Annotated in this window: 22 protein-coding genes and 3 pseudogenes; 4 read left to right on the top strand and 21 right to left on the bottom strand. The window is 44.8% G+C overall.

Annotated features, from left to right (window positions below):
• Positions 1-22: 22 nt before the first annotated feature.
• The 5 genes and pseudogenes from TOCE_RS01550 to TOCE_RS01535 all read right to left on the bottom strand — a co-directional run bounded on the left by TOCE_RS01550 (position 23) and on the right by TOCE_RS01535 (position 4,109).
• Positions 23-745: a PTS system mannose/fructose/sorbose family transporter subunit IID gene (locus TOCE_RS01550; RefSeq protein WP_083768453.1), complete on the bottom strand. Its 723-nt coding sequence runs from the start codon at positions 743-745 to the stop codon at positions 23-25.
• 44 nt (positions 746-789) lie between these two features.
• Positions 790-1,521, bottom strand: coding sequence for an IS21-like element helper ATPase IstB (istB, locus tag TOCE_RS01545; RefSeq protein WP_013275130.1), 732 nt, complete (start codon positions 1,519-1,521; stop codon positions 790-792).
• Complete coding sequence (istA, locus tag TOCE_RS01540; RefSeq protein WP_083768517.1) at positions 1,515-3,029, bottom strand: IS21 family transposase; 1,515 nt, start codon at positions 3,027-3,029, stop codon at positions 1,515-1,517. Before istA (TOCE_RS01540) ends, istB (TOCE_RS01545) begins: the two co-directional genes overlap by 7 nt.
• 160 nt (positions 3,030-3,189) lie before the next feature.
• Positions 3,190-3,324, bottom strand: a pseudogene (locus TOCE_RS12035) (PTS system mannose/fructose/sorbose family transporter subunit IID); the annotation flags it as partial.
• A 27-nt stretch (positions 3,325-3,351) separates the two neighbouring features.
• Positions 3,352-4,109, bottom strand: a pseudogene (locus TOCE_RS01535) (PTS mannose/fructose/sorbose/N-acetylgalactosamine transporter subunit IIC).
• A 314-nt stretch (positions 4,110-4,423) separates the two neighbouring features.
• Between TOCE_RS01535 and TOCE_RS01530 the strand changes: the two are divergent.
• Positions 4,424-5,647, top strand: a complete 1,224-nt coding sequence (locus TOCE_RS01530) for an IS110 family RNA-guided transposase (protein WP_013274925.1) — start codon at positions 4,424-4,426, stop codon at positions 5,645-5,647.
• 80 nt (positions 5,648-5,727) lie between these two features.
• On the opposite strand, the gene TOCE_RS01525 is transcribed toward TOCE_RS01530, so the two are convergent.
• The 4 genes from TOCE_RS01525 to TOCE_RS01510 form a co-directional block, all read right to left on the bottom strand.
• Positions 5,728-6,204, bottom strand: coding sequence for a PTS sugar transporter subunit IIB (locus TOCE_RS01525; RefSeq protein WP_013275128.1), 477 nt, complete (start codon positions 6,202-6,204; stop codon positions 5,728-5,730).
• An 18-nt stretch (positions 6,205-6,222) separates the two neighbouring features.
• The gene (locus TOCE_RS01520) at positions 6,223-6,657 is read right to left on the bottom strand and encodes a PTS sugar transporter subunit IIA (RefSeq protein WP_013275127.1); all 435 of its coding nucleotides are present in this window, start codon (positions 6,655-6,657) and stop codon (positions 6,223-6,225) included.
• Between the two features lie 58 nt (positions 6,658-6,715).
• Positions 6,716-7,768, bottom strand: coding sequence for a galactitol-1-phosphate 5-dehydrogenase (locus TOCE_RS01515; RefSeq protein WP_013275126.1), 1,053 nt, complete (start codon positions 7,766-7,768; stop codon positions 6,716-6,718).
• A gap of 237 nt (positions 7,769-8,005) precedes the next feature.
• Positions 8,006-10,642 carry a sigma-54-dependent transcriptional regulator gene (locus TOCE_RS01510; protein WP_013275125.1) on the bottom strand — a complete coding sequence of 879 codons (2,637 nt, stop codon included), beginning with the start codon at positions 10,640-10,642 and terminating at the stop codon, positions 8,006-8,008.
• Between the two features lie 1,073 nt (positions 10,643-11,715).
• Between TOCE_RS01510 and TOCE_RS12820 the strand changes: the two are divergent.
• A pseudogene (locus TOCE_RS12820) lies at positions 11,716-12,149 on the top strand (IS30 family transposase); the annotation flags it as partial.
• A 76-nt stretch (positions 12,150-12,225) separates the two neighbouring features.
• Here the strand turns inward: TOCE_RS12820 and alr are convergent.
• The 8 genes from alr to TOCE_RS01470 form a co-directional block, all read right to left on the bottom strand.
• Complete coding sequence (gene alr, locus TOCE_RS01500; protein WP_013275123.1) at positions 12,226-13,380, bottom strand: alanine racemase; 1,155 nt, start codon at positions 13,378-13,380, stop codon at positions 12,226-12,228.
• Positions 13,380-14,486: a lipid II:glycine glycyltransferase FemX gene (locus tag TOCE_RS01495; RefSeq protein WP_013275122.1), complete on the bottom strand. Its 1,107-nt coding sequence runs from the start codon at positions 14,484-14,486 to the stop codon at positions 13,380-13,382. The genes alr and TOCE_RS01495 overlap by 1 nt, the downstream gene beginning before the upstream one ends.
• Positions 14,487-14,609: 123 nt before the next feature.
• The gene (locus TOCE_RS01490) at positions 14,610-15,797 is read right to left on the bottom strand and encodes an FG-GAP repeat domain-containing protein (protein ID WP_013275121.1); all 1,188 of its coding nucleotides are present in this window, start codon (positions 15,795-15,797) and stop codon (positions 14,610-14,612) included.
• 132 nt (positions 15,798-15,929) lie between these two features.
• A complete protein-coding gene (locus tag TOCE_RS01485) occupies positions 15,930-17,381 on the bottom strand; it encodes a sensor histidine kinase (RefSeq protein WP_013275120.1) in 1,452 nt (483 codons plus the stop codon).
• Positions 17,378-18,079, bottom strand: a complete 702-nt coding sequence (locus TOCE_RS01480) for a response regulator transcription factor (RefSeq protein ID WP_013275119.1) — start codon at positions 18,077-18,079, stop codon at positions 17,378-17,380. The genes TOCE_RS01485 and TOCE_RS01480 overlap by 4 nt, the downstream gene beginning before the upstream one ends.
• Before the next feature lie 59 nt (positions 18,080-18,138).
• Positions 18,139-18,306, bottom strand: coding sequence for a hypothetical protein (locus TOCE_RS12230; RefSeq protein ID WP_187286578.1), 168 nt, complete (start codon positions 18,304-18,306; stop codon positions 18,139-18,141).
• Positions 18,307-18,648, bottom strand: coding sequence for a hypothetical protein (locus tag TOCE_RS01475; RefSeq protein WP_013275118.1), 342 nt, complete (start codon positions 18,646-18,648; stop codon positions 18,307-18,309).
• 87 nt (positions 18,649-18,735) lie between these two features.
• Entirely contained in the window at positions 18,736-19,056 is a 321-nt protein-coding gene (locus TOCE_RS01470; RefSeq protein ID WP_013275117.1) for a hypothetical protein, read from the bottom strand.
• Positions 19,057-19,415: 359 nt separating this feature from the next.
• Between TOCE_RS01470 and TOCE_RS12835 the strand changes: the two genes are divergently transcribed.
• Positions 19,416-19,748: a hypothetical protein gene (locus tag TOCE_RS12835; RefSeq protein WP_013275116.1), complete on the top strand. Its 333-nt coding sequence runs from the start codon at positions 19,416-19,418 to the stop codon at positions 19,746-19,748.
• Positions 19,749-19,979: 231 nt separating this feature from the next.
• On the opposite strand, the gene istB (TOCE_RS01460) is transcribed toward TOCE_RS12835, so the two are convergent.
• Together istB (TOCE_RS01460) and istA (TOCE_RS01455) are read right to left on the bottom strand one after the other, a co-directional pair.
• Positions 19,980-20,711 carry an IS21-like element helper ATPase IstB gene (istB, locus tag TOCE_RS01460; RefSeq protein ID WP_013275115.1) on the bottom strand — a complete coding sequence of 244 codons (732 nt, stop codon included), beginning with the start codon at positions 20,709-20,711 and terminating at the stop codon, positions 19,980-19,982.
• On the bottom strand, positions 20,705-22,219 hold the full coding sequence (gene istA / locus TOCE_RS01455; RefSeq protein ID WP_083768516.1) for an IS21 family transposase: 1,515 nt from the start codon (positions 22,217-22,219) through the stop codon (positions 20,705-20,707). The genes istB (TOCE_RS01460) and istA (TOCE_RS01455) overlap by 7 nt, the downstream gene beginning before the upstream one ends.
• Before the next feature lie 195 nt (positions 22,220-22,414).
• On the opposite strand from istA (TOCE_RS01455), the gene TOCE_RS01450 reads away from it, so the two are divergent.
• Positions 22,415-22,849, top strand: coding sequence for a VOC family protein (locus tag TOCE_RS01450; protein WP_013275113.1), 435 nt, complete (start codon positions 22,415-22,417; stop codon positions 22,847-22,849).
• Positions 22,850-23,019: 170 nt separating this feature from the next.
• On the opposite strand, the gene groL is transcribed toward TOCE_RS01450, so the two are convergent.
• A complete protein-coding gene (gene groL, locus TOCE_RS01445) occupies positions 23,020-24,630 on the bottom strand; it encodes a chaperonin GroEL (RefSeq protein WP_013275112.1) in 1,611 nt (536 codons plus the stop codon).
• Between the two features lie 24 nt (positions 24,631-24,654).
• Positions 24,655-24,939, bottom strand: coding sequence for a co-chaperone GroES (groES, locus tag TOCE_RS01440; protein WP_013275111.1), 285 nt, complete (start codon positions 24,937-24,939; stop codon positions 24,655-24,657).
• Positions 24,940-25,120: the final 181 nt, after the last annotated feature.

Raw genomic sequence — 25,120 nt, 5'->3', positions numbered from 1 at the left:
TTTCAACCACTTTAAAAACGTTTTAAAATATACCTAACACACCACCGATTACTCCAAGAACAATAAGTAAGCCCATCATCTTTATAGGAGAAACACCTTTTTTAATCAGGTGTAAAACAAGGAGAGTTAACAGCATCGGAATCAATCCGGGCATTATTTTATCCAATAAATCTTTTTGCAACGAGAATTTTACCTGATTGATGTTTATTACAATAGGTGTGCTAAGGGTAACGAAGCGCCCTACAAGTCCGCCCATGACTAGGGTTCCTAAAATTGAAGCCCCTTCAATAACTTTATTTATCAATCCACCTTCTAAAATAGTTTCTACAGCTTTTTTACCATAACTATAACCGTTCATCCACATGGTATAGGAAATTCCAATCATAATTGCATATTGAGCTAATACAAAGATGATTGGACTCGCTATATTGCCGCTCATGGTCAGTCCTATACAAATGGCAAGCATAATCGGAGTAATTATGCCCTGGGTGATGGTGTCGCCAATACCGGCAAGAGGGCCCATTAGTCCAGTTTTAATAGCGTTAATGCCTTCGTCACTAATGGGCTCTCCGTTAGCTTTTTCTTCTTCCATCGCTATGGTAATGCCGTGAATTACAGAACCGCAGATGGGTTCAGTATTAAAGAAGACCAGATGTCTTTTTATTGCGGCTATTATATCCTCCTTTGTTGTATAAAGCTTTTTTATAATTGGAATCATTGTTTTTTGCAAGAGGAAATTCCCCATTTTTGCAAAGGTTTTTCCCCAGGCACCGGTGGGGAATTTTTATGTTAACTTAATTGCCTCATGAGTGATTGCCTCATCCGGTAGCTTTGACCATCAAAGATCAATAGGTAACTGTGGTGTATTAGCCGGTCAATCATTGCTGCTGTCATCTGCTCATCGTAGAAAATGCTCGCCCAGCGGCTGAATTCCAGGTTAGTGGTAATTACTACACTGCGACGTTCATAGCAGTCCGAAATCACCTGAAAAAGTAGCTGCGCTCCTTCGCGGTCCAAAGGAACATAGCCCCATTCGTCGCAGATCAGAAGATCTGGTTTGGAAAGCTGTTTCAGTAACCCGGAAAGTTCACCTCCCTTCCGGGCTTCTACCAGCCGGTTTACCAGTGCTGCAGTGCGGAAAAATTTTACGTTGAATCCCTTTTTACAGGCCTCCACACCGATGGCTGTGGCAAGATGGGTTTTGCCGGTTCCCACGTTGCCGTAAAGGATCAGGTTTTTCTTTTCTTCGAGAAATTTGCAATCTTTTAGGTCCTGCGGTGTAAGCCCCTGCGGGAGTTTGATTCCATCGAATATGTAGTCGGCAAAGGTCTTTATCGTGTAAAAGCCCGCATTTTTCAAAAGCCTGTCCTTTCGGCTTGCGTCTCTGTGCTCCAGTTCTAATCTTAGCAGCTTCAGCAGGTATTCTTCATGGCTTTGAGCTTCGATCTTGTCGCAGTTTTCCACTAGATTGCGGCTGAGTTTTAACGCTTTACAGCAGGCGGCGATTTCGTCCTTCAGCATACATTGGCACCGCCTTTCAGAAAGGCTTTGTCATAGTCTTCAGCATTGAAGCGGAATGCAGTGAGTTCAGGAACCCCTTCCGGAATCTTTACCGGCTCCAACGGCGGGGTTATACTCGTCATCCTGTTATGGATGGCTACGAGGCTGTCTAAATCCTGCACTCCGTAAAGGAGAGCCTCGGCTACAGCGTTCACGGCCTGTTCAAAACTGCTTTTGGCACAAAGCGAAGCAATAGCCTTGAGCGCTTTACCGCGTTCGCTTTTGCTGCAGCCGTCGAGGTATTCCCGGAGTGGGTCCGGCAGCATGCTGTATATTCCCGAATACTTAAGGGCTCCAGGACAGCGGGGAAGCTGAGTGAGGTAGGGTAGCCAATCCATGCTTTCTTGCTTGTTGTCCCCGTAAAGCCGCTGGTGGCGCACGATTTCCCGGTGGCTTTCATCCAGCGGTATGATCTCATGGGCTGTTATCTTTACCAGCACCCGGCTGTTGGCGTATTTTGGAGCGGTAGAGTAGAGGTGCTTTCCACCGTTCAAGCTGAATTTGGCGTAGGCGTTGGTTTTGACTGTTATGTAATCGGCTACCTCGTAAGCAACGGTAGGCAGATCAAGCAGAGCCTTACGGTCTTCATTAAAAAGTTCGGCTATGGATGCCTCCTTTCGGTAGTGTTCGCGGTGCATGTCCTGGTCGCACAATCGTAAAAGTTCGCGGTTAAAATCCTCCAGCTTTTCAAACCTAGGGACCGGGACAAGGAAGTTGCGACGGTGGTATCCGACCTTGTTTTCTACATTTCCCTTTTCGTGGCCGGAAGCAGGATTGCAGAATACCGCCTCAAAACCATAGTGCTGCTTGAACCTCAGGAAGGCGTCGGTTAGTTTGCGCTCACCATTTTTCAAGAATTTCACGATAGTGCTGGCGTTATCAAACCATAGCTTACGGGGTACTCCCCCCAAGTGTTCAAATATGTCCTTAAGTCCCTGAAACAGGCATTCCTGGTTTTCTCCCTTGAAAAGCTGGGTATATCCTACGTTACTGTAGGGAAACGACAGGTTCAGATAAAATCCGTGATGCAGCGTCCCGTTTTCGTAAAAGTCTGCCTCACCGAAATCCACCTGCGCTTCACCCGGGATATGTTCCAGCGGCAGACGACATGAGTTGTCCTGGTACAATTCTTTTTTTCTCATGGCTACGTAGCCTGCTACGGTGCGGTAAGAACAGTTAAACTTATCTTGGTATTTTTCACAGAGCCTGTCATAAATCCTTTTGGCGGTATGCCTCTGCTTTTTGCGAGCTTTTTTATCTTCTTCAAGCCACTGATCTATATCCGCCTTGAAAGGGTCGAGTTTTGGGAAGGTATGTTTAACTTCTTCAACTTTAACCCTGGTGTTCCAGTCTTCTTGATAAATATACTTGCGTATAGTTTTTCGGTCTTTTTGGAATTCCCGGGCTATCTCGCTGATATTTTGCCCTTTCATAAAGAACGCTTTTCTGATATTATCAATATGGGTCATTGTGAGCATCCTCCAATCCTCCCTTGCAGTTAAGATTTCCCTAACTACAAGGGTAAAGGTTTTTAGGGGTGCCTGCAATGACCTTTGCAAATTTGGGGATTTTTGAGTTGCAAAAGTGGGGATTTTATTTTGCAACTCTGTCCATTTTAATTATGCAATAAACAGGAATCATGGCATGAGCAAAAGCAGTGGCTTGTAAACGCTCATAGTTGTAATTTGACTGAGCAAAGAAAAACCATAGCAAGTAAGATTTTAAAATGTCACCTTTGCTTAACCTCTTTTTACCTTCTGGCATATTTAAAACCCTCCTTTTTCGCAATTTTCATGCACTTATTGATTTATTTGAATACTTCAACTGAATAATGGTTATAGCAGCAATAAATCCTATTATTGCAATAAGAATTATATCCACTTTGAAATAGAAGAAAGCAGTACGCCCAGAACAAAAAACGGCATTGTAAAAGAGTTTCCTATGAGTCTTAAATTCATAGCTATTCCAAGGGCGGGTAACATAGCGCCGATTACTTCAAATACGTGAAGCACTTTTGGCCCCATAACGTCAAGGAGTCCTGACACGGCGTTAGGGCCATAGTATACGACCAATGTAGCTGGTACAAAACTCAATATGAATAACAGGATTTGAGGTGGAATAACATTAATTAAAGCAACAGCCCTCATATTGCCTTTTTCGGCCTCTCTATCAGCCCAGTGCACAAATAAAGAGTCTATGGTCATTTTGGTGATCCAAAGAATCGTTGCAATGGTTCCTAGAGGAACGGCAACTGCCATAACCGCTTTAGTATCCAAATTGGATGCCAGAGCCAGAGCAGTCCCTACATATCCCGCAAAAGCAGGATCGCCCATCTGTGCTCCTCCGGCAGAAATGAATCCAAGGTATATTACGTTAATGCTGGCCCCAATTATAGCACCTTCAAGTGGTTTGCCCAGAATTATTCCCGTGACAAATCCGGCTAAAAGCGGTCTGTTCCAGGTAAAAAAGCCCACATAGGAAAACCATGGACTCCAGGAAATGTAATAAAATAACCCTATTAAAGCAGCTTGTAGGAATGAAATCTTCATTCTTTCTCCTCCTTGTACAATATAGTTAGCTTTAATAATGTAATTAAGGGTCATTCAAAGTTTTTTGACAACCACACAGGAATTCTGATAAAACTTAGCTAATATTTCTCGTAGCGGCAGGGGACTTCGATCTTCCTCCTTGGGAAGCTCTTTCGCTGTCCCGAAATTAAGAGTGAAGCCCCTCCTCTATGAGATGTCTCGAATGAGCACGTTGCGGATGTAGCTTGCTGCATGCCTCGAGTTACGCGCAAGGTTGAGACTTATAGAGGATTGCGGGAACCCTGCCTAATTCAGTGAAAGCGAGGATGTAAATCATGTTCTATGGCGGTATTGATGTGGCTAAACACAGTCACGAAGTATGCCTCGTAAACGACTCCGGTGATATAGTCTTAAAGATGCATCTAGACAATAACCATAAAGGGATGAATAAGCTTTTGCAGGCATTGGAAAGACTCGGTTTAAAGCCTGATGACGTAAAGTTCTGCTTAGAGGCCACCGGCCATTACTGGCTCCCTATCTACTGCTACCTCACTAACCAGGGATTTGAACTTCATGTCATCAATCCCATTCAGTCGGATGCTTTGCGGAATCTCTATGTGCGTAAAACTAAAACCGACCAAAAGGATGCTCTGCTCCTTGCTGACTTGCTGCGATTGGGAAGAGCCCCCGAGACCAGACTCCCTTCCGAAACAACCCTCAAATTGCAGTCGCTCTCCCGACTCCGCTTTGAGTTCGTACGCCAGGTCGGTGGCCTTAAGAACAGGGTGCTTGGTATTTTGGATAGGATTTTCCCTGAATACCCAGACTGCTTCTCCGATGTGTTTATCCGGACTTCAAGGGAGCTGCTTAAATCTTACCCGGAGCCGGAAGAATTAGCCGAAGTGGACCTTTCAGAGTTATCTGCTTTCCTGAAAGAACATTCCCGCGGTCGGTTCGGTGAAGAAAGAGCTAAAAAGATTCAATCTCTGGCTAAGGGGACCTTCGGTATCACCATGGCTTTAGACGCTTTCACATTACAGCTTCGTTTGTTGGTTGAGCAAATTGAATTTATTGAAGAACAGATAAAGGTTATTGAAGATGCAATTAACGAGGTTATGGAGGAGCTTCGTCCTAGTAAGGATACCCCTTATCGCCACGTAATTGAAACTATTCCAGGTATTGGCCCTGTCCTGGCTGCCGCAATTATCGGTGAGATAGGTGATATTTCTCGTTTCCCTAACCCCCGGGCTCTCGTAGCTTATGCCGGTTTAGATGCTACAGTCAGGGCTTCAGGATTGTTTGAGGGTACTCGTAACCGTATGTCTAAACGCGGTTCCCCTGTTTTAAGAAACAGCTTGTGGTTAGCCGCTGTTTCAGCCCGCCGTTTTAACCCGGAGTTGAGGGCTTATTATGAGCAAAAACGCAGCCAGGGAAAGCACTCGAATGTTGCTACAGGAGCCGTTGCAAGAAAACTTGTTCACCTGATCTACTCTCTCTGGAAGGATAACCGGCCGTATGACCCGGATTATCAATGGTCTCCTCCCGGCAAAAATGCGTGAACAGAATTTCTATGTGATTGTCAAGAAATTTTTGCTCTAGCCTATTGACTTTTCATAGCACGTCTTATCCTCACTCTTAATTATAAAAACTTTTCTATGCTAATACTTTTATCATCCGGAACTATTCTGATATTCACCTGAACTCCTAAGTTGATTATCTCTCTAAAAATATTTCTTTCTTCCTGCGATACCGAGATATTTTTGTACATTTGTTTACGCCCAGGACCGGCTCCCATGCCACCCACATTTACTTCTTTCAAATCTATCCCTTTTTTGATTAGTTCATAGATGGTTTTCGGAGTCTTTACAAGAATTATTATTCTATCCTGCTCTGTTTCACTTGACATTAGCTTGTCTACAGCTTGTTGAATGTTATAAACTTCGACTTTGATTGCTGGTGGCGCAGCCATAAGCATAACTTTAGTCATGAACGGATCTTGAGCAACTCCATCATCGACTATAATAATCCTGTTTGCTTTGGTAGCTCTTACCCATCCTGTAATTACTTGCCCGTGAATCAATCGATCATCAATCCTTGCAAGAACAATGTCTGACATATTATCATCTCCCCTTGGTTAATTCGTTTTGACATCCATTTCAATGGAGTTAAGCTGTTCTGTAATATCTTTAATCCCTTTTTTTCCGACATCAAGACAACATTTTTTTAGCTCCTCGATTTGACAAAACTGTCTGGATGAAAAGGCTTCGAGAATCATGGGCAAATTTACACCAGTAATACATTGGAGTTTGTGTTTTGCCGTAAGTTTTTTAAAGTTTAAGGTGATGGCATTAAAGGGACTTCCACCGTATAAATCGATGAATGCAAGTACCCCGTCTCCATCGTCCAACGATTTTATTTTCTCTAAAATACGCTCACCAAATTGGTCAATATTGTCACCATGAAACAAACCTAATGTTTCATAATGACTCTGTGAACCCAAAATAAGTTCAGCACTTTTTATTAATTGCTTTCCAAAATCTCCGTGAGTTACTACCAGTATGCCGATCATAGTTTTACCTCTCTATCTATATAATTAAATCTTAGACATAAACTACGCTTTAAAACTATCACTCTTCGGGAATTACCATAATTTTGCCAAAGAATATCTCTCTTTTATAAATTTTTTCTAAAGTAGCCGGAATGTCTTCAATACCGATGCGATGTGTAATCAGTGGCTTTACTTTGAGCTTTCCCTCCCTCATATATCGTAGGGCAGAATACCATTCCCTTCCGGGAAAAGGGAACGAATTTGAAAACCAAGACCCTATTAGGGTAAGCTCGTTTCTCATTATCTTTTCAAAACTGTCCCTAGAAAACGTCACATCACTATATGGAACTCCAGCATAGAGTACCTTCCCGCCTTTCCTGGGAAGTAATAAAACCTGTGCGCAGGTCTGGGAAGTCCCTGCAGATTCCATGGCTACATCGACTCCTTTAGAGTCAGTTATTTCTTTGACTTTTGCCACGGGATCGCAGATCTTAGAGTTTATGCAAAAGTCAGCTCCAAGCTCTTTTGCTATTCGGAGCTTTTCATCGAAGATGTCTATTGCGATTACCTTTGAAGCCCCGAATATTTTAGCCCACTGAATTAAAAATAATCCAATAGGACCTACCCCTAAGACCGCAACTGTATCTTCAACTTTTACCTTTGCCCTAAAAAGCCCATGCCCCGCTATACAGGCTGGTTCCATTCCTGCTGCAGTTTCAAAATCTATGTCTTCGGGGATTTTGACTAAATTCCTTTCACTAATTTTTGTGTATTCCGCAAAAGCACCCAAATGATTGTGGTTCCCAAGAATATTCAGGCTCTCACATTCAGAGAATATTCCCTGTTTGCAAAAATCACATTGGAAACAAGGCAGGGATGGACAAACGGCAACCCTATCCCCCACTTTTACACTTTTTACATTTGGACCCACCTCCACAACAATTCCTGAAAATTCATGCCCGGGAACTTCACCGGGCAAATGCGGCCCCGTCTTGCCGTATTTTGATATATCAGAACCGCAAATTCCTACAGCTTTTACTTTTATAATAACATCATTACCGGATTCAATAGTTGGTTCAGGTATATCCTCTATCCTTACATCCCTAATCCCATAAAACTTAGCCGCTTTCATCACGACACCTCTTAGTTCATTTTTTATAAATATTGAATTCTTTTTTCAAAAAGTAACCCGGGTTACTGATGTAATATCAATAGCAAATAATGTACCATCCCAAATTTCATAAAGTGTATCATTTTAAGCTTTTGCATATAGAGCTTTTTTCTTTAGCGGTGCAGGGTTGTTGTTTATTCAAAAAAAAAGCAACTCCTTAAAAGGAATTGCTTTTCGTGCATATGTGTATTATCTTTTTTAAAGTGTATCAAAATGTGTATCAAGCATCTCCACTATATATGCAAATTCTGTATCAGGGATTTGTATTCCAAAAGTCTCTTCTATTAGTTCGAATTGAGTTTTTAATACATCAAATATACCGGATCTAGATTTTTTAATCGCCTTTAAATTTTTATATGGTAGAGGTTCTCCTCTTATAATTCTTTCAATCATACATGAACAATGAAATAAAAATTTAACATATATATCGTCATCTATTTTCCTATCGAACTTGTGGAGCACTTTTTTCAAAACCTCGTACAGATTATCACAGGCCTTTTGGGGATTGAGGAATGTCAGAGTCTTACCTAGGATATCTATCAAAATCCCCCGGAAATAACCTCCTTTATATTCCCCATATGTTGCCGACCTTATTTCATGCTGCCCTTTTCCTATATACGGACTCATGCACCTGACGTCTTCCGCTAGCATGTCTAAGGTCATATCAGGTAAAAGAGCCTTCCGTGTGGCTTCAATAACCATAGGGGTACTGACCATTTCCACGGTTCTTGTAGGTATTCCGGTTCTTTCAGTAATGATTTCCGAAAAAGCCGCAAGGGAACCCATGTCCACCAGTATTAGGACTCCTTTACCTCTGTCTATCCTTTTTACCTCTTCCACGGCTTTTTCCAGTACTGTTTCCACCTTTTCTTCAAGGGGCATATCCAGAGCCCTAGCATGGTTGACGCCGAGCAGTTCGTTCGCCACCTGTGCCATAGTGCTTGCGGCGGCTCTACCATGAGAAATTACCAATACACCTATATTACCCTGTTCCTTTTTTACCTTTGCGGCATAAATCAGCATGGCAAGAAAGGCTATTTCATCTTCAGGGATTTCTATGAAAAGTCTTTCTTCCAGTTTTGCCTTAACTTTACGGGCCAATTCGTACTCCAATGGATGTTCGCGTGCTATGCTTTTCTTGTCAGGGTGAGATATAACGGTACCAACCCGCAATCTTTCCAGGAGAATGCTCACATGAAGGGCCACACTATAAATGAACTTTTGACTGAAAGCCCCGCCGAGCGCCTCTCGCATATCTGTTAAAGTATCCTCTACAGTCTTTAAAATTCGGGGGCTTACTATTTTAGCTAAAGCGTCTCTGTCTACTACAGGACCTTTGAGTTTAATTCGGGAAAAGATCCCATCGAAATACTCCTCTATCTGCCTGTCTACCATCTCGCGTATTTTTCGCTCGGAAAGACCTTTGCGAGAAAATTCATTCCAGCTGCTTTCGATCACTTCGTAAAAGTCATCGGCGGTTTTGTATTCATCTATAAAAACCGTCCCCTCAAGATTGTCCCACATATTCTCGTCTTTTCCGTCAAAAACCACATCTTCTCCGACTCCCAGGTTAAATTTCTGGGCAATCTCTCCTCTTTTTTCCCCAATTTTGAAAAAACCTTCTCTAACTCTTCGGGAAAGGTGGGACAGTTTTACTTCTACCTCATCTTTCTTAAAGGTCATGTAATCTAGAAAAGCCCTAGCACATATTAGCTGGATATCGCTCTTAAGCTGCCCTATATTTCCGGGGCAGTCGTAGAGTAAAAAAGCCTTCAGGACTTCCTTGGAAACCTTAAGGGGCACCTTAATCCTGGCCGATTCTTCCCGAAAAAACCGGCACACAAAAGCCATCCGCTCTCTTAAACTCCGCTCCTCCAAGCCCGGCAACATGATGACCACCGGTATCCTCCTTAAAAAAGTATGCAACAAAGCCGATTTGGGATCTTCGGTGGTAGCTGCAATTATAAGTACGCGTGCCTGCCGGGTATTTTCGGACTCTCCTAAGCGGCGGTATATTCCCTTATCCATTAATAAAAACATCATTTCCTGGCCTTCTGGTGGTAAACGGTGAACCTCATCCAAAAAAAGTATTCCGCCGTCGGCCTGTTCTACAAGGCCTTTTTTTTCCCTATCTGCACCAGTGAATGCCCCTCTGACGTAACCGAAAAGCTGTGAAAGAAGAAGCTGGGGATTTTCGGCGTAATCGGCACAGTTGAACACCACAAAAGGGGCTGTTGCAGGAATTTTTCCCATTTCCACTGCATATCTGTACATGGCTTCGGCAAAAGTTGTCTTTCCTACACCCGTGGGACCGACTATTAACGTATGTAGGCCGTGAGGCGGGTACAGTATGGCAGCCTTGGCCTGTTCTATTTGTGCCTTCAAACTTTCATCAGCACCTATTAACCGGTCCAATATACTTCTGTAGGGGGCCGAATTCGAGATCATTTCAAAATTTTGGGTCGGTTCAAGAGAATTGAGAAATAATTTTTTAAAAGTCTCATAATCTTTTATGGCATGATCTGTAATTTTCAATTTCCAACGAGTTTCCAGGCAATTTTTATCTAGGTAAAGAACAGGTTTTCCCTTGATTTTAACGGCCTTACCCTCTCTCACCAGCCGGTTTAACTCTTTGCTCGTGTTGTTTCTATTAATTCCTATTTTTTTCCCTATAAAACCCGCTTCAAAACCGAATTTTCTATCAACATTTAGATCATTTAAAGTTAAAGACTCGGTAAGCTCTTTAAGTTTCTTATAGACCTTGTCCTTACGATTTAATTTTATATCAACATCGCTCAACAGTCTCACCTCATAAAATTTGCTTAGATGGGGCATATTTCCCTATCTTAAAAATTAGCCGAAACTTTTTACATTACAGAGTAGCATATTAAAAAATTATCTCTTTTTTGTAATATTCTCAATCTTTTAGAATCATCTTCAACATTATATTAGAAAAACATATAAAAAAAATCAAGCAACGCTCGAATACAAAAAAGCTGGTGGCCGGGAAACGATTATCCTCGTCATCAGCGATTTCACCAAAGTTAAACAGGAGCTATAGATGTCGAATATACGGTGCAAGAAACGGGAGGGAGGAAGCGGAGGACAAAAACAAAACAGTGGATGCGGAAATTAATGAAGAAACCGATGATACAGGTAAATGCGATGGCATAACATTTGCAGTTATGAAGTCCCCCTAGCAGAAGGAAGAAAACGGCGTTACGTACGCATATGCGATTGCTGTTGTCCTTGAGCCGGAGCACTTAGCAAACGTTGTGGTATATATCGCCGAGCCGAAGAGCGTAGTGTTCATGATGGGGTTAAAGCCCGGAGAAGTATTTACCGCGAAACTCGTAGGAAACAGCAAAATTACGAGCAAGCAGAAGGTGTGGGTTAAAAACGTTAGGAGGAAAAATAAACAGGGCTGACGTGTGAATCAGCCCTGTTACATTTTTTTCAAAAAAGGAGGTTCCCCAATGGCTTCGGAAGTTGTGAAAAAGGCCGTTGCAAGCAAAAAAACAGGAGGTGCGAAAAAGCGGCAGGCTTATCGGAGCCTGCTGCGTGCGAATATGGGTTACACCCATTATTGGTATAGTCCTATGAGACTCCGGAGGGTCAGCGCCGCTGGGTGACTGAAGTAGTCGCTTTCTCTATATTTATTCATTTTTTATCACCCGATCAAGTCGGTTAATTGTAAAATTAAATGCGACAGTAAAAAAAGTTGAACCATAGCGTGAAACCCGATATGATGTTGGTTGGCAAAAAAATAACACATATGGAGGGTTTCAGCTATGGTTCTTACTAAAGAGTATACCACATCATCACGCACTTTTAAACACCTTACACCCTACGAAAGAGGTAAAATCTGTGCTCTGTTAAAAGAAGGTTTCTCGCCAACTCAAATCGCTAAAAAACTTTACGGCAAGAGTATTAGCGGGCGGCCTTACAGCATCGAAAAGCGTGAGGAATTCGGCCACTGGGAAATCGATACTGTCCTTGGAAAACGCTCTAGCGACCATGTTCTGCTAACCTTAACGGAAAGAAAAACTCGCTATCACCTGCTTTTCCCATTGGCAAACAAAACTGCTGAGGCAGTAGATGAAGCGTAAAGCGCCTAAAAACTCAGTATGGCTCTATCTTTTCTCGGGTGTTTAAAAGCATTATTGCGGATAACGGTAGCGAGTTTGCTAATTTGAATGTCCAAGGAATTATCGTTTTCACAAATCGAACGGGTGCAGAATTGGTGTAATACTCTGCCAGAAAAATCCTGGGCTACCGGCAACCAGCAGAACTCTTTTTCCGGGAAATAAAGCGACTAACTTACCAACTTCAGCATTCATGATCGAAAAACCCAACATCATTCGGGTTTCCAAAAAATGTATCGCATTTAATATTGCATTTTACGTAATCAAATATTATTACATTACACCTTTTTCAATCCCCGGCAGAAACCCTTCCTGTACATCCCGGCTATCCGTGTAAAGCCTCGCCCCGTATCTGAAGTAAACGGGGTCAATGGCAACCGTAACCTCATCCCCTATGCCGGCTCCCGTCCCTGTGAGGTCGATGGCGGTAAGTTGCATTCCTATCCTCCCCAGAATCGGGAGGGGTTTGCCGTCCATGAACACCAGCGGTACGGGATTTAAAAAATCTTTAATCTCGTGGTAGATATTCCTTAAAAGTCCTACTAACGTAAACGCGTAATTGCGCCGCTGAACTTTTAAGCCTTCAAAATAACCCACCGGGATAATCCCTATCACCGTATCCCTCTGTGTCTTGTAAGTGCGGCCGTATCCGATATAAGAACCCCGGGGCAGACTCTTTACGTCGATTATCTTGACCTTGAGGCGGGCCACCCTTTCAAGTCTGACCGACGTGTTTTTGAACATGGTTATCCCGTAAAGAGCACTGCCTATCCTTACCATATCCAATCGGGCTTCGGGGAAATCCATGGCAGCGACCGAATTGGCCGCATGCCTGATAGCCACTTTTATGCCGGACTGTTCCAGTTTATCCAGTACCCTTTGAAAAACCGACAGCTGGTAAAGGGTATAGTCAGGCTTTTTAGCAAAAGCCTCGGCGAAATGAGTGTAAGCTCCCTCGTAAATGAGGTGTGAAAAACTCCTGAGCCCATCTATGACGCGGTCCAGGTCTTCGTAAAGGAAACCGAATCGCCCCAAACCCGTATCGAATTTCAGGTGTACCCGGCATGAAACACCCCTTCGCGCAGCCGTTTTATTCAGTAGATCTGCTCTGTCCAGGTTGTAAATCGTAGGAATTACGTCTTTTTCAATGAAGATTTCGCAATCTTCCCGCGTTACCGGGCCGGTGAGGCAAAGTATCCTGCCCTTAATACCTGCTTCCCTAAGCTCCACTGCCTCCTCCAGAAATTCAACGCCGAACCACTCCACACCTGCTTCCTGAAGAGCCAGAGCCACATCCTTTGCCCCGTGACCGTAGGCATCCCCCTTGACAACAGCCATAACCGGAACCCCGACTTCCCGGCGTATTGTTTCATAATTCTGCCTCAATGCGCGCAAGTTCACTTCCATGTATTTTTTATATGGTCCCATCAATGCGCCCCCAGTTCATCCTTTGTGCTGCTGCGCTTATCCTCAAATTTAGATTTCTTCAGCATCAGTGTGATTTTACGGCGAATATTTCTAAAAATAGGTATACCCTTTTGCCATACAGTGTACCAGAAAGGACTTAAGACCATGTCAAATTCCCCTATAAATTCTGTAAACTCTCCGTTAAACCCCTTTTTGAACCTGTAAAGGCCGTACAGGGGGTTGTCGGGGTTCAGGTCCCCCGATACCCCACGGAAATCGTATAGGGTGCAGCCCCGTTCCTTCGCCCTTTTGATCATTTCCCACTGAAGCAGGTAGTTGGGCATAACGTTTCTGTGTTCGTTGCTGCTGGCCCCGTAGAGGTACCAGCACTTGGTGCCGCAAAAGAGGCAGATTATTCCTGCTATGGTTTTGCCCTCGTATTCGGCCAAGGCCAGTTCCAGGTATCCACGGGGCTCTAGGCTGTCGTACATCTTTTCGAAATAATCGAGGCTTCTTACCACGAATCCGTCCCTTAACCCCGTTATTTCCATAATCCTGTGGAATTCCTTCAGGTCTTCGCGCTTTCCAATTCTTATTTTCACGCCCCTTCTCTGGGCCAGCCGTATATTGTATCTTGTCTTCGGATGGAAGCTCATAAGGAGCTCCTCCAAAGACGGAGTAATGTCCAGCCGGAACACGAAGCGCGGCTGTATACCTTCGAAATTCAGAGCTTCCATATTCTGTTTAAATCCCAGCTTCTTTAAATTATTTGCCACAATTTGGTCTTTTATACTTATATCGGGATCTATTTTTAACATTATGGCATTATTCTTTCGGGCCAGTTTTCGGACGTTATCCATTAAGAATTTCAGGGTATCGAAATCGTGCATATCACAGACCGGGCCTCTGGGAGAATAGATTATGTTTTTCCGTATCATAGGAAGCTGCCTCAAGAGTAAAAGCATTGAGGCTTTTACAGCCCCTTTTTCCTCCACCGTAACGTATATCGGGCGCCAGTTGTCTTCCTTTACCTTAGCCCATTCTAAGGTCTGGAGTACGTGGCCTTTCGGATGAGTTTCTACAAATTTTGTATATTTAGAGGGGTCCCCGTTGATTATAAAATCCATCAGCGCTTCTCCTTTTAATTAACTATTCTTCTTGTACCTATTATCCTTAACGGCAATGCCTGTGTCAATATGGTAATTTTTTGAAAATTGCTATTAGCCGTTTCTTTCCACGTTCCGATAAATCTATTCGTTTCCCCTGACGCCCTTCAGGCGCTGCAGGGCTTTTTCAGCCGGCATTAAAGCCAGCTTCTTTTCGATGGAGTCTTCCTTAAAAAGGCTCTTTGTAATTTCCAGGGACCGGCGGTAACAATCCTCCGCTTTTTCGTATTGCCTGAGGCCTTCATAGCTTTTGCCCATGTCAATCAAAGCCTCAGCTTTAATTTTTTTCAAATATGCGGGCTCCCCTTGCTGGCCGATATCGGGAGGCAAGGGCTCTTTTGCTTTCATAACCTCATCAAAAAAGCTTATGGCCCTTTGGTACTCGCCCAGGTCATTTAGAGCCCTTCCCATTACTACCTTAAATCTATAATCCTGGGGGTAGTCTCCTTTCAAAGCAAGGCCCTTTTCTGCCGATTTCAAAGCTTCTTCAGCCATCCCCGCCTTTTGCTGGGCATCGGCCAGGTAAAACCAGAGAGCAGGTGCGTCGGGGGCTTTTTTAAGCTGTTCTTCATAATATTCCACTACTTTTGGAAAATACTCTCGGTACAGGTCTACTGCAGGAACCAAGCCGATTTCTTCCCAGCGCAGCACATCCACGGCCATAGCGGTAATGGTGTCCTTCTGCCAGACCGCCAGCTGCGCTCGTCCGTCGTAGCCCTTTTCGGTGCTATTGCCCGATAAGTGCAGTATTTCCAGTCTGTGATACCCCGTTCCGGCGATCTTCTTCAGTGTGTCCTGCTGCCAGGAGAAAATATCCAGTCCATTTCCGGCGGAGGCCCCGATGGTGGTTCCGATGAGTACTTCCGGTTTTCCATCGCCGGTTATATCCGCAAATTCCATCAAATCCAGAGCATATCCGAAGCCCTGCTGCTGCCATACCTTCTGCCACTCTCCATCCTTAAATTTGAGCACGAAAGCCCCGATTTCGTTGGTGTTGTTTCCGACCCGGTAAACGGCCAAAATCTCGCTTTTGCCGTCGACAGCGTCGATATCCCCTTGCCTGACAGCGGGACCTGAACCATACTGTTCGAGCTGTGCCCCCGGAGGCAGGAATTTCTGGACAACGGGGACTATGTCCTCCTCATTTTCGACCGGAGTGCTGGCCGGCTGCGGAGGCCTTATGGTGCTGCCCGGGGCGGGCAGCATGCTGCAGCCCGCGAGCAACAATGTCCCGGAGATAATAATTGCCGCAAACATTTTTAAACGGCTCATTAACATCCCTCCGTTGAAACTTATCACCGCAGTTTGTGCCTTAGCTAAGGTAATTCCCCTGCTGCAATAATAAGTATAATAATTGCTAGCAAAAAAAGGGTTATTAAGAAGTTAAAAAAGGTTACAAAAAAGTTAAACGGGCAATATGACCTCAACCCGGGTTCCCTTTCCTGGCGCGCTGGTTATTTCCATGCGCCCTCCGTGGAGCCTGACGATTTCGTCGCAGATGGCGAGCCCGAGTCCGCTGCCCGGCTGTTTGCTCTTTGCCTTATAAAATTTTTTGGTGACGTGGGGAAGGTCTTCCGGCGGTATGCCGCAACCGGTGTCCTCCACAATTATTCTCACACTGTCGTTTGCGCTTTCAGCTTTGACCCGAACCCTGCCGCCGGCCGGGGTGAATTTAAAGGCGTTGTCCAGCAGATTTATGAGTACCTGTTTTATGCGGTTTTCGTCCGCCAGTATCTCCGGAAGTCCTTCTTCCGGGTATATTTCAAATTCTACAGCCTGCCGCTTGGCCCTCGGCATCATCTGGGTTTTTATATAGTTGAGTGTATCAACAAGCGCGACTTTATCCAAATTCAGTTTGATTGCCCCGGCCTCAAACCTTGAAAAATCAAGGAGTTCCTCCACTAGCTCCGAAAGCCTTTCGCTCTCTTTTGTTATTATTTCAAGACCTTCTATTAATTCATCCAAATTGAGGTAAACTCTCCGATCCGGGACGCCGGCGTTTTCCCGAATATCACTACGTCCTGCCTGTGAAGTTCCACGAATGGCTGAAAGCAGCGTGATTGTCCACCCTTTAATAGCAGTAAGCGGTGTGCGGAGCTCATGGGATACGGATGCTATAAATTCATTTTTGAGCTCCTCCTGCCGCATTATTTCCTGCGCCATGAAATTCAGGGTATCTGCCAGCCTGCCCACCTCATCATCGTATCTTTTGGGAGCCCTTGCCGTAAATTTGCCCTTTGCCATCTCTTCCGCCACACGGGTTATGTCGTTTAGGGGCTTTACGATGGTTTGTGACAGTATGGCTGCGGCAAAAACGGATATAATAACCGCCGCCAAACCTATTGAAATTAGAATAACGGCGATTTTGCCCACCACACCATTTACGCCCTCCAGGGAAGTCACAAATCTTACAACCCCAACCACAGTATCGCCGGATTTCAGGGGGTATGAGACCGCCAGCACCCTTTCTCCGGTACCGGGCATCCTCCCCTGCCATTTAGAAGGAAGCCCTTTTAGCGCCTTTTTTACATCGGGAGTGCCGACCGCACCGCCGTGCCCGGCAAATTGCGAATCTGCCAGCAGTATCCCTTCTTCGTCAATGATCTGCACCTGGGCGGCGGTAGGGGCCGAAAAGCTTTCCAGCAGAACATCGGCGTTCTTTTCAAGGAAATCATCCCGCGCCAGATATTGCCGGTAAAAATTTGCCGAGACTTCCGCCTGTTTTGACAGTACTTCTTCCACATTGCCGAAATAATACTGTCTGACGGATATTATTAATATAATTTCGAAAATTATAACCGTCAGTAAGATGACCGCAAGAAAACTCTTCAAAAGTCTAGCTTTGATCCCCTTCAATACTTTTCCCTCCATCGGTAACCTATACCCCATACCGTCTCGATATATTCGGGTCTTCCGGGGTCATCCTCTACCTTTTCCCTTAACCTCCTGATATGCACGTCCACCGTCTTGGGATCCCCCACATAATCCGCACCCCAGACCGCATTCAGAATCTCATCCCTGCTGAAGGCCTTTCCGGGGTTTTTCATAAAAAGCGCCATCAGGTCAAATTCCCTGGGCGTGAGGTCCAGCTCTTCACCCTTTTTTAAAACCCGGTGACCTTTCAGGTCCAACATAAACGGCCCCGAGGAAATTTTCTCATCTTCCAAACCGGCCTTTCGAATCCGGCGCAGCACCGCCCGGATCCTCGCCGTGAGCTCCAGGGGGTTGAAGGGCTTTACCACATAATCGTCGGCCCCCAGTTCCAGGCCCATGATTTTATCTATGTCCTGGCCCCGGGCCGTCAGCATGATGACGGCCATATCGGGCAATTTCTCCCGAAGGAGGCGGCACACTTCAAAACCGTCCATGCCCGGAAGCATCACATCCAGCACTACAAGGTCCGGCTTTCCCTCCATAGCCTTCATTAATGCTTCCTCGCCGGAAGCCGCCTCAATCACTTCATAGCCGTTCCTCTTCAAGTTTATGACAATAAAGCGGCGGATGGAATCCTCATCCTCCACTACCAGTATCCTTCCGCAGGATAGCTGCTGCATTACTGAAACCTCCAATATATAACTTTCTATGTGCAAAAAATAAGCCCCTTTTTAGAGGCTTATCCAATTTTTACTATGAGGCCTATTATAGCAACGAGTATGCCCAGAATACCTATAACAGAACCTATGAACCAATATTTTAAACTATTGAATTCTTTTTTGAGTTCATTTATTTCATCTTTAAGCGATCTTGTATCAGATTTAACCGAATTTATCTCAGTTTTCACTTAATTTATTTCACCCACTAATGCTTGCCTGAAACCATCAATTTGCTGCTTTACCGAATCTATTTCACCCTTGAACTCTTGCCTCATACCACCATTCTGCTGCTTTACCGAGTCCATTTCACCCTTGAGCTCTTGCTTGATACCATCAATCTGTTGTTTTATTTCCTGTCTTAAGCTGTCAAAGCGTAGATCCACATTGTTACGAAATTCGTTATGTATCTGCATTAATGTGTTGATCTGCTGCGCCAGATAAAAATAGCCTATTTCGGTAATCCTGGCTTCTTCCCCTGAACCCGAAGCAGTAACTTCTTTTTTAGCCTTTTCCAAATCATCCAGCGCCATTGCGAAAAACCCCTCTGTTTTATTATAACACAAACGGTAAAGGGGTTGTCATATATTCAAATATTTTTTTAAAAATCCGACAATCCATTATCCCGCTTTCTTTTTAAGCCGGGCTACGGTATAGTACGTCGGCCGGTCCTGGACGATTGCGTAAAATTCGGCTTCCAGCATCAGGCCGTTATACCTCAAAACTATTTCCCTCAGTTTTTCCTGCGACACATTTTCCAGAAACGCGACTATGACTGCCTTCCTGGCCCTTCTCCTTCCGGCCGCCGCCTCGATAGATTTATTATCCACCGCCGGTACGATGTCGATAACCGTGCCGTCGTCCCTCAACAGCGCCGCCACAAAAGCAGGCCTGGGAGCCTTGGCCAGCCTCCGCCTTACTTCAAATACGACCGAATTCATAATCTTTACCCCCCGATCGTGTTCCTTATGAAAGTGGACAAAACCCACCTACGTTAAACTTATATGCACCGTATTTCCGTTTTTATGACGGATTTTTGTAATTAATAAATACGAACGAGTGTTCTTTATATTAACTATATAACATCGAAGACGAACTTTCAAGATGAAATTAAGTAAAATCAAAAAAATTGAATTAAATATGGCGAAGATTACGATAAAGGTATATAATGATAATCGTCATTACACTATTTATTGCGTATTAGTAGTAAAATACGTAGTAGTAAACTTAATTACTCTACGAGATAAATTGAAATTTGTCGAAACGTATTGTATAAATTTATCATCAAAGGAGTTATGTTATGATTAGTTTGCTTAATCTCGGCAGCCTCGTGCTTGGCCTAATTGCTTGGATACTTCCTGTTGTTAATCTCATGCGATATAAAAAGCATGACCATAGGAATTGGGTCGCTCTTTCCATTATAAGTATAAGCATCAGTGCTTGTGCTGTTTCGTTATATTTCCAGATTTTATATAATTATCATCTGGTTAAGATTACGGATTGGTCTGCTCTTATGGATATAACTGACAATGTGACGTTTGTTGCATCAGTTCTTCTTATCGTTACCATTATATTAAATGCGATTACTTTGCTTGTATATCGTGACAAAATAGCAAGTAGAAGGTTGAAATAATTAATTCAAATTCATAATGCAAAGAGGATTACCTCACAAAAAAATGACTTATTCCCCAGCAGCGGTGTTATAATTGAACTCGGAAAGGAGATATTTTGAAATATCGGAGGTTATTGTTAGGCAACAGCAGGAAAAAGCGAAGTAGAGATTATTTATGAATTGTTTTTTGCAAGAGGAAATTCCCCATTTTTGCAAAGGTTTTTCCCCAGGCACCGGTGGGGAATTTTTATGTTAACTTAATTGCCTCATGAGTGATTGCCTCATCCGGTAGCTTTGACCATCAAAGATCAATAGGTAACTGTGGTGTATTAGCCGGTCAATCATTGCTGCTGTCATCTGCTCATCGTAGAAAATGCTCGCCCAGCGGCTGAATTCCAGGTTAGTGGTAATTACTACACTGCGACGTTCATAGCAGTCCGAAATCACCTGAAAAAGTAGCTGCGCTCCTTCGCGGTCCAAAGGAACATAGCCCCATTCGTCGCAGATCAGAAGATCTGGTTTGGAAAGCTGTTTCAGTAACCCGGAAAGTTCACCTCCCTTCCGGGCTTCCACCAGCCGGTTTACCAGCGCTGCAGTGCGGAAAAACTTTACGTTGTAGCCTTTTTTACAGGCCTCCACACCGATGGCGGTGGCAAGATGGGTTTTGCCGGTTCCCACGTTGCCGTAAAGGATCAGGTTTTTCTTTTCTTCGAGAAATTTGCAATCTTTTAGGTCCTGCGGTGTAAGCCCCTGCGGGAGTTTGATTTCATCGAATATGTAGCCGGCAAAGGTCTTTATCGTGTAAAAGCCCGCATTTTTCAAAAGCCTGTCCTTTCGGCTTGCGTCTCTGTGCTCCAGTTCTAATCTTAGCAGCTTCAGCAGGTATTCTTCATGGCTTTGAGCCTCGATCTTGTCGCAGTTTTCCACTAGATTGCGGCTGAGTTTTAATGCTTTACAGCAGGCGGCGATTTCGTCCTTCAGCATAAATTGGCACCGCCTTTCAGAAAGGCTTTGTCATAGTCTTCTGCATTGAAGCGGAATGCAGTGAGTTCAGGAACCCCTTCCGGAATCTTTACCGGCTCCAACTGCGGGGTTATACCCGTTATCCTGTTATGGATGGCTACGAGGCTGTCTAAATCCTGCACTCCGTAAAGGAGAGCCTCGGCTACAGCGTTCACAGCCTGTTCAAAACTGCTTTTGGTACAAAGCACAGCCAAAGCCTTGAGCGCTTTGCCGCGCTCACTTTTGCTTAAGCCGTCGAGGTATTCCCGGAGTGGGTCCGGCAGCATGCTGTATATTCCCGAATACTTAAGGGCTCCCGGACAGCGGGAAAGCTGGGTAAGATATGGCAGCCAGTCCATGCTTTCTTGCTTGTTGTCCCCGTAAAGCCGCTGGTGGCGCACGATTTCCCGGTGGCTCTCATCCAGCGGTATGACCTCATGGGCTGTTATCTTTACAAGCACCCGGCTGTTGGCGTATTTGGGGGCGGTAGAGTATAGGTGCTTTCCACCGTTCAAGCTGAATTTGGCGTAGGCGTTGGTTTTGACTGTTATGTAACCGGCTACCTCGTAAGGAACGGTAGGCAGCTCAAGCAGAGCCTTACGGTCTTCATTAAAAAGTTCGGCTATGGATGCTTCCTTCCGGTAGTGTTCGCGGTGCATGTCCTGGTCGCATAATCGTAAAAGTTCGCGGTTAAAATCCTCTAGTCTTTCAAACCTGGGGACCGGAACTAGAAGGTTACGTCGGTGGTATCCCACCTTGTTTTCCACATTACCCTTTTCATGGCCGGAAGCAGGGTTACAGAATACCGCTTCAAAACCATAGTGCTGCTTGAACCTCAGGAAGGCGTCGGTCAGTTTGCGCTCTCCATTTTTCGAGAGTTTCACGATAGTGCTGGCGTTATCAAACCATAGCTTACGGGGTACTCCTCCCAAGTGTTCAAATATGTCCTTAAGTCCCTGAAACAGGCATTCCTGGTTTTCTCCCTTGAAAAGCTGGGTATATCCTACGTTACTGTAGGGAAACGACAGGTTCAGATAAAATCCGTGATGCAGCGTCCCGTTTTCGTAAAAGTCTGCCTCACCGAAATCCACCTGCGCTTCACCCGGGATATGTTCCAGCGGCAGACGACATGAGTTGTCCTGGTACAATTCTTTTTTTCTCATGGCTACGTAGCCTGCTACGGTGCGGTAAGAACAGTTAAACTTATCTTGGTATTTTTCACAGAGCCTGTCATAAATCCTTTTGGCGGTATGCCTCTGCTTTTTGCGAGCTTTTTTATCTTCTTCAAGCCACTGATCTATATCCGCCTTGAAAGGGTCGAGTTTTGGGAAGGTATGTTTAACTTCTTCAACTTTAACCCTGGTGTTCCAGTCTTCTTGATAAATATACTTGCGTATAGTTTTTCGGTCTTTTTGGAACTCCCGGGCTATCTCGCTGATATTTTGCCCTTTCATAAAGAACGCTTTTCTGATATTATCAATATGGGTCATTGTGAGCATCCTCCAATCCTCCCTTGCAGTTAAGATTTCCCTAACTACAAGGGTAAAGGTTTTTAGGGGTGCCTGCAATGACCTTTGCAAATTTGGGGATTTTTGAGTTGCAAAAGTGGGGATTTTATTTTGCAACTCTGTCCATTTTAATTATGCAATAAACATTTATGAATCTATAAAAGGAGTGTGTCTATAGTGGTTGGAGTAGAAATCGATATGGTTGTCACAGACAGCCTAAAAGCATTGGAATTATACGAAAAAATATTTGATATCGAGCGTGTTGAGGTTACAGATTTTCCCAAAGGTGAAAATGAAGTCATTTTTACCCTATACGGAGTACGTTTTCACATGTTGGATGAAAACCCAAAATTCGGGTTGAAAGCACCAAACCCGGATGAACCTAAAACGATTTGGTTTAACATCCTTGTCCCTGACATCAAGGAAACATTTTCAAAGGCGATCAGTGCAGGCTGTACTGAGGTGCAACCGGTGACTGAAATGCCTGATTACGGAGTGTCAAATGCCATATTTATTGACCCTTTCGGCTATCAATGGATGCTGCATCAAATACACAAAGAAGTGAGTTTTGAAGAACGCATACGACTTTGGGAGGAAAAAAGGGATAATTAACAATTGGTGCATAATACGAAGTTAAATTGGTTCCCTATCTTCTTATTTTACGAATCGAATTACCCGCAAAATTATACACAGTTTATATATAAACTAAGAGGCAAGCCTTCATTTATGTGGCTTGCCTCTTTTTGAGTTTAGATAATTTTTATCGGCGGGATTTTTTTCTATTAATACATGTCGGGGTTGGGCATGGGCTGATTCTTTTCTTTTTCGGGAAGCTCGGCGACCACTGCCTCGGTGGTGAGCACCATAGCAGCAACGCTGGCCGCGTTCTGCAGTGTGGAGCGGGTTACCTTGGTCGGGTCAACGATACCCTTCTTGATCATGTCGCCGAACTCTTCACGCAAGGCGTCGAAACCGATGCCCTTCTCCATGCCCTTCAGCTTCTCGACGATCACGGAACCGTCCAGACCGGCGTTATAGGCGATCTGCCTTACGGGTTCCTCAAGGGCCCTCCTGATGATTTCCACACCGATCTTCTCGTCGCCATCCACGCTGAGCTTGTCAAGAGCGGGCAGCGCGTTGATGAAGGCGGTTCCGCCGCCGGGTACGATGCCCTCTTCAACGGCAGCTTTGGTGGCGGAGAGGGCGTCCTCGATGCGGTGCTTCTTCTCCTTGAGCTCGGTCTCGGTGGCGGCACCTACTTTGATTACGGCTACGCCGCCGGCCAGCTTGGCAAGGCGCTCCTGAAGTTTCTCCCTATCGAAATCGGAGGTCGTCTCCTCAATCTGGGCTTTGATGGAGTTGATGCGCTTTTTAATTTCTTCCTTGCTGCCGGCGCCATCGACGATGATGGTCTTCTCCTTATTGACCTTGACCTGTCTTGCCCTGCCCAGCATATCCATGGTGACGGTCTTGATGTCGATGCCGAGCTCTTCGGAAATTACCTGGCCTCCGGTCAGGATAGCGATATCCTGGAGCATGGCCTTCCTGCGATCGCCAAAGCCGGGTGCCTTAACGGCAACGGACAGCAGAGTGCCGCGCAGTTTATTCACAACCAGAGTGGCAAGGGCTTCGCCTTCCACATCTTCGGCGATGATCAGGAGTTTGGCTCCGGCCTGTACAACTTTTTCAAGGATGGGTATGAGGTCCTGGATATTGGAGAGTTTCTTATCGGTAATCAGGATATAAGGATCATCCAGAACGGCTTCCATCTTCTCGGCGTCGGTTACCATGTAGGGGGATATGTACCCTCTATCGAATTCCATACCCTCAACTACTTCAAGGGTGGTTCCCATGGTCTTGGATTCCTCGACGGTGATTACGCCGTCTTTACCGACCTTTTCCATAGCCTCGGCGATGAGGTTTCCGATCTCTTCGTCGGCAGCGGATATGGAAGCGACCTGGGCTATAGCTTCTTTGGTCTCGACGGGTTTGCTGAAGGTTTTCAGCTCTTCAACGATGGCTTTCACAGCCTTCTCGATACCCTTCTTGATGAGCATCGGGTTGGCTCCGGCCACAACGTTCTTCATTCCTTCGTGTATTATGGCCTGGGCCAGCAGTGTAGCGGTCGTGGTACCATCGCCGGCCACGTCCTGGGTCTTTGTGGCCACTTCCTTTATCAGCTGGGCTCCCATGTTCTCGAAGGGATCTTCCAGCTCGATTTCCCTGGCGATGGTGACGCCGTCGTTGGTGATGGTGGGTGTGCCGAATTTCTTGTCGAGCACCACGTTACGGCCTTTGGGACCGAGCGTTACTTTAACGGTATTGGCCAGCTTATCGATACCCTTTAAAAGGGCTCTGCGGGCGTCTTCGTTGAATTTGATCTGTTTTGCCATCTTTCACATACCTCCTTCGGACTCTTATTCTATAATAGCCAGAACATCGCTCTGCCTGAGGATAAGGTACTCTTCATCGTCAAATTTGACTTCGGTTCCGGCGTATTTCGAGAATATTATTTTGTCGCCGACCTTAACTTCCAGGGGAACTCTTTTGCCGTCGATGATCTCGCCGGTTCCAACCGCTATTACTTCGCCTTTCTGGGGTTTTTCCTTAGCCGTGTCGGGAAGCACTATGCCGCCTTTTGTCTTTTCCTCTTTTTCCAGAACCTTGATGACTATGCGATCACCCAATGGCCTGATGTTCATGTTAACCCTCCTTTATTTTGTATTTGTCCATTGTTAGCACTCTTCTTAAGTGAGTGCTAATAGCAATTTATATCATATCTTATTGATTTTTTAAAATCAATTTCACGCCGTCGTCCAAATCCTTTAATTTTTTTCCTCTATCCGGGTTTTTTAATTTTTTTTGCTTAAATTCTCGTCAATT

The organism is Thermosediminibacter oceani DSM 16646 (genome assembly GCF_000144645.1).
GTDB lineage: Bacteria > Bacillota > Thermosediminibacteria > Thermosediminibacterales > Thermosediminibacteraceae > Thermosediminibacter > Thermosediminibacter oceani.
The sequence above is the reverse complement of the archived record's forward strand: the minus strand, read 5'-3'. Positions and strand labels throughout refer to the sequence as shown.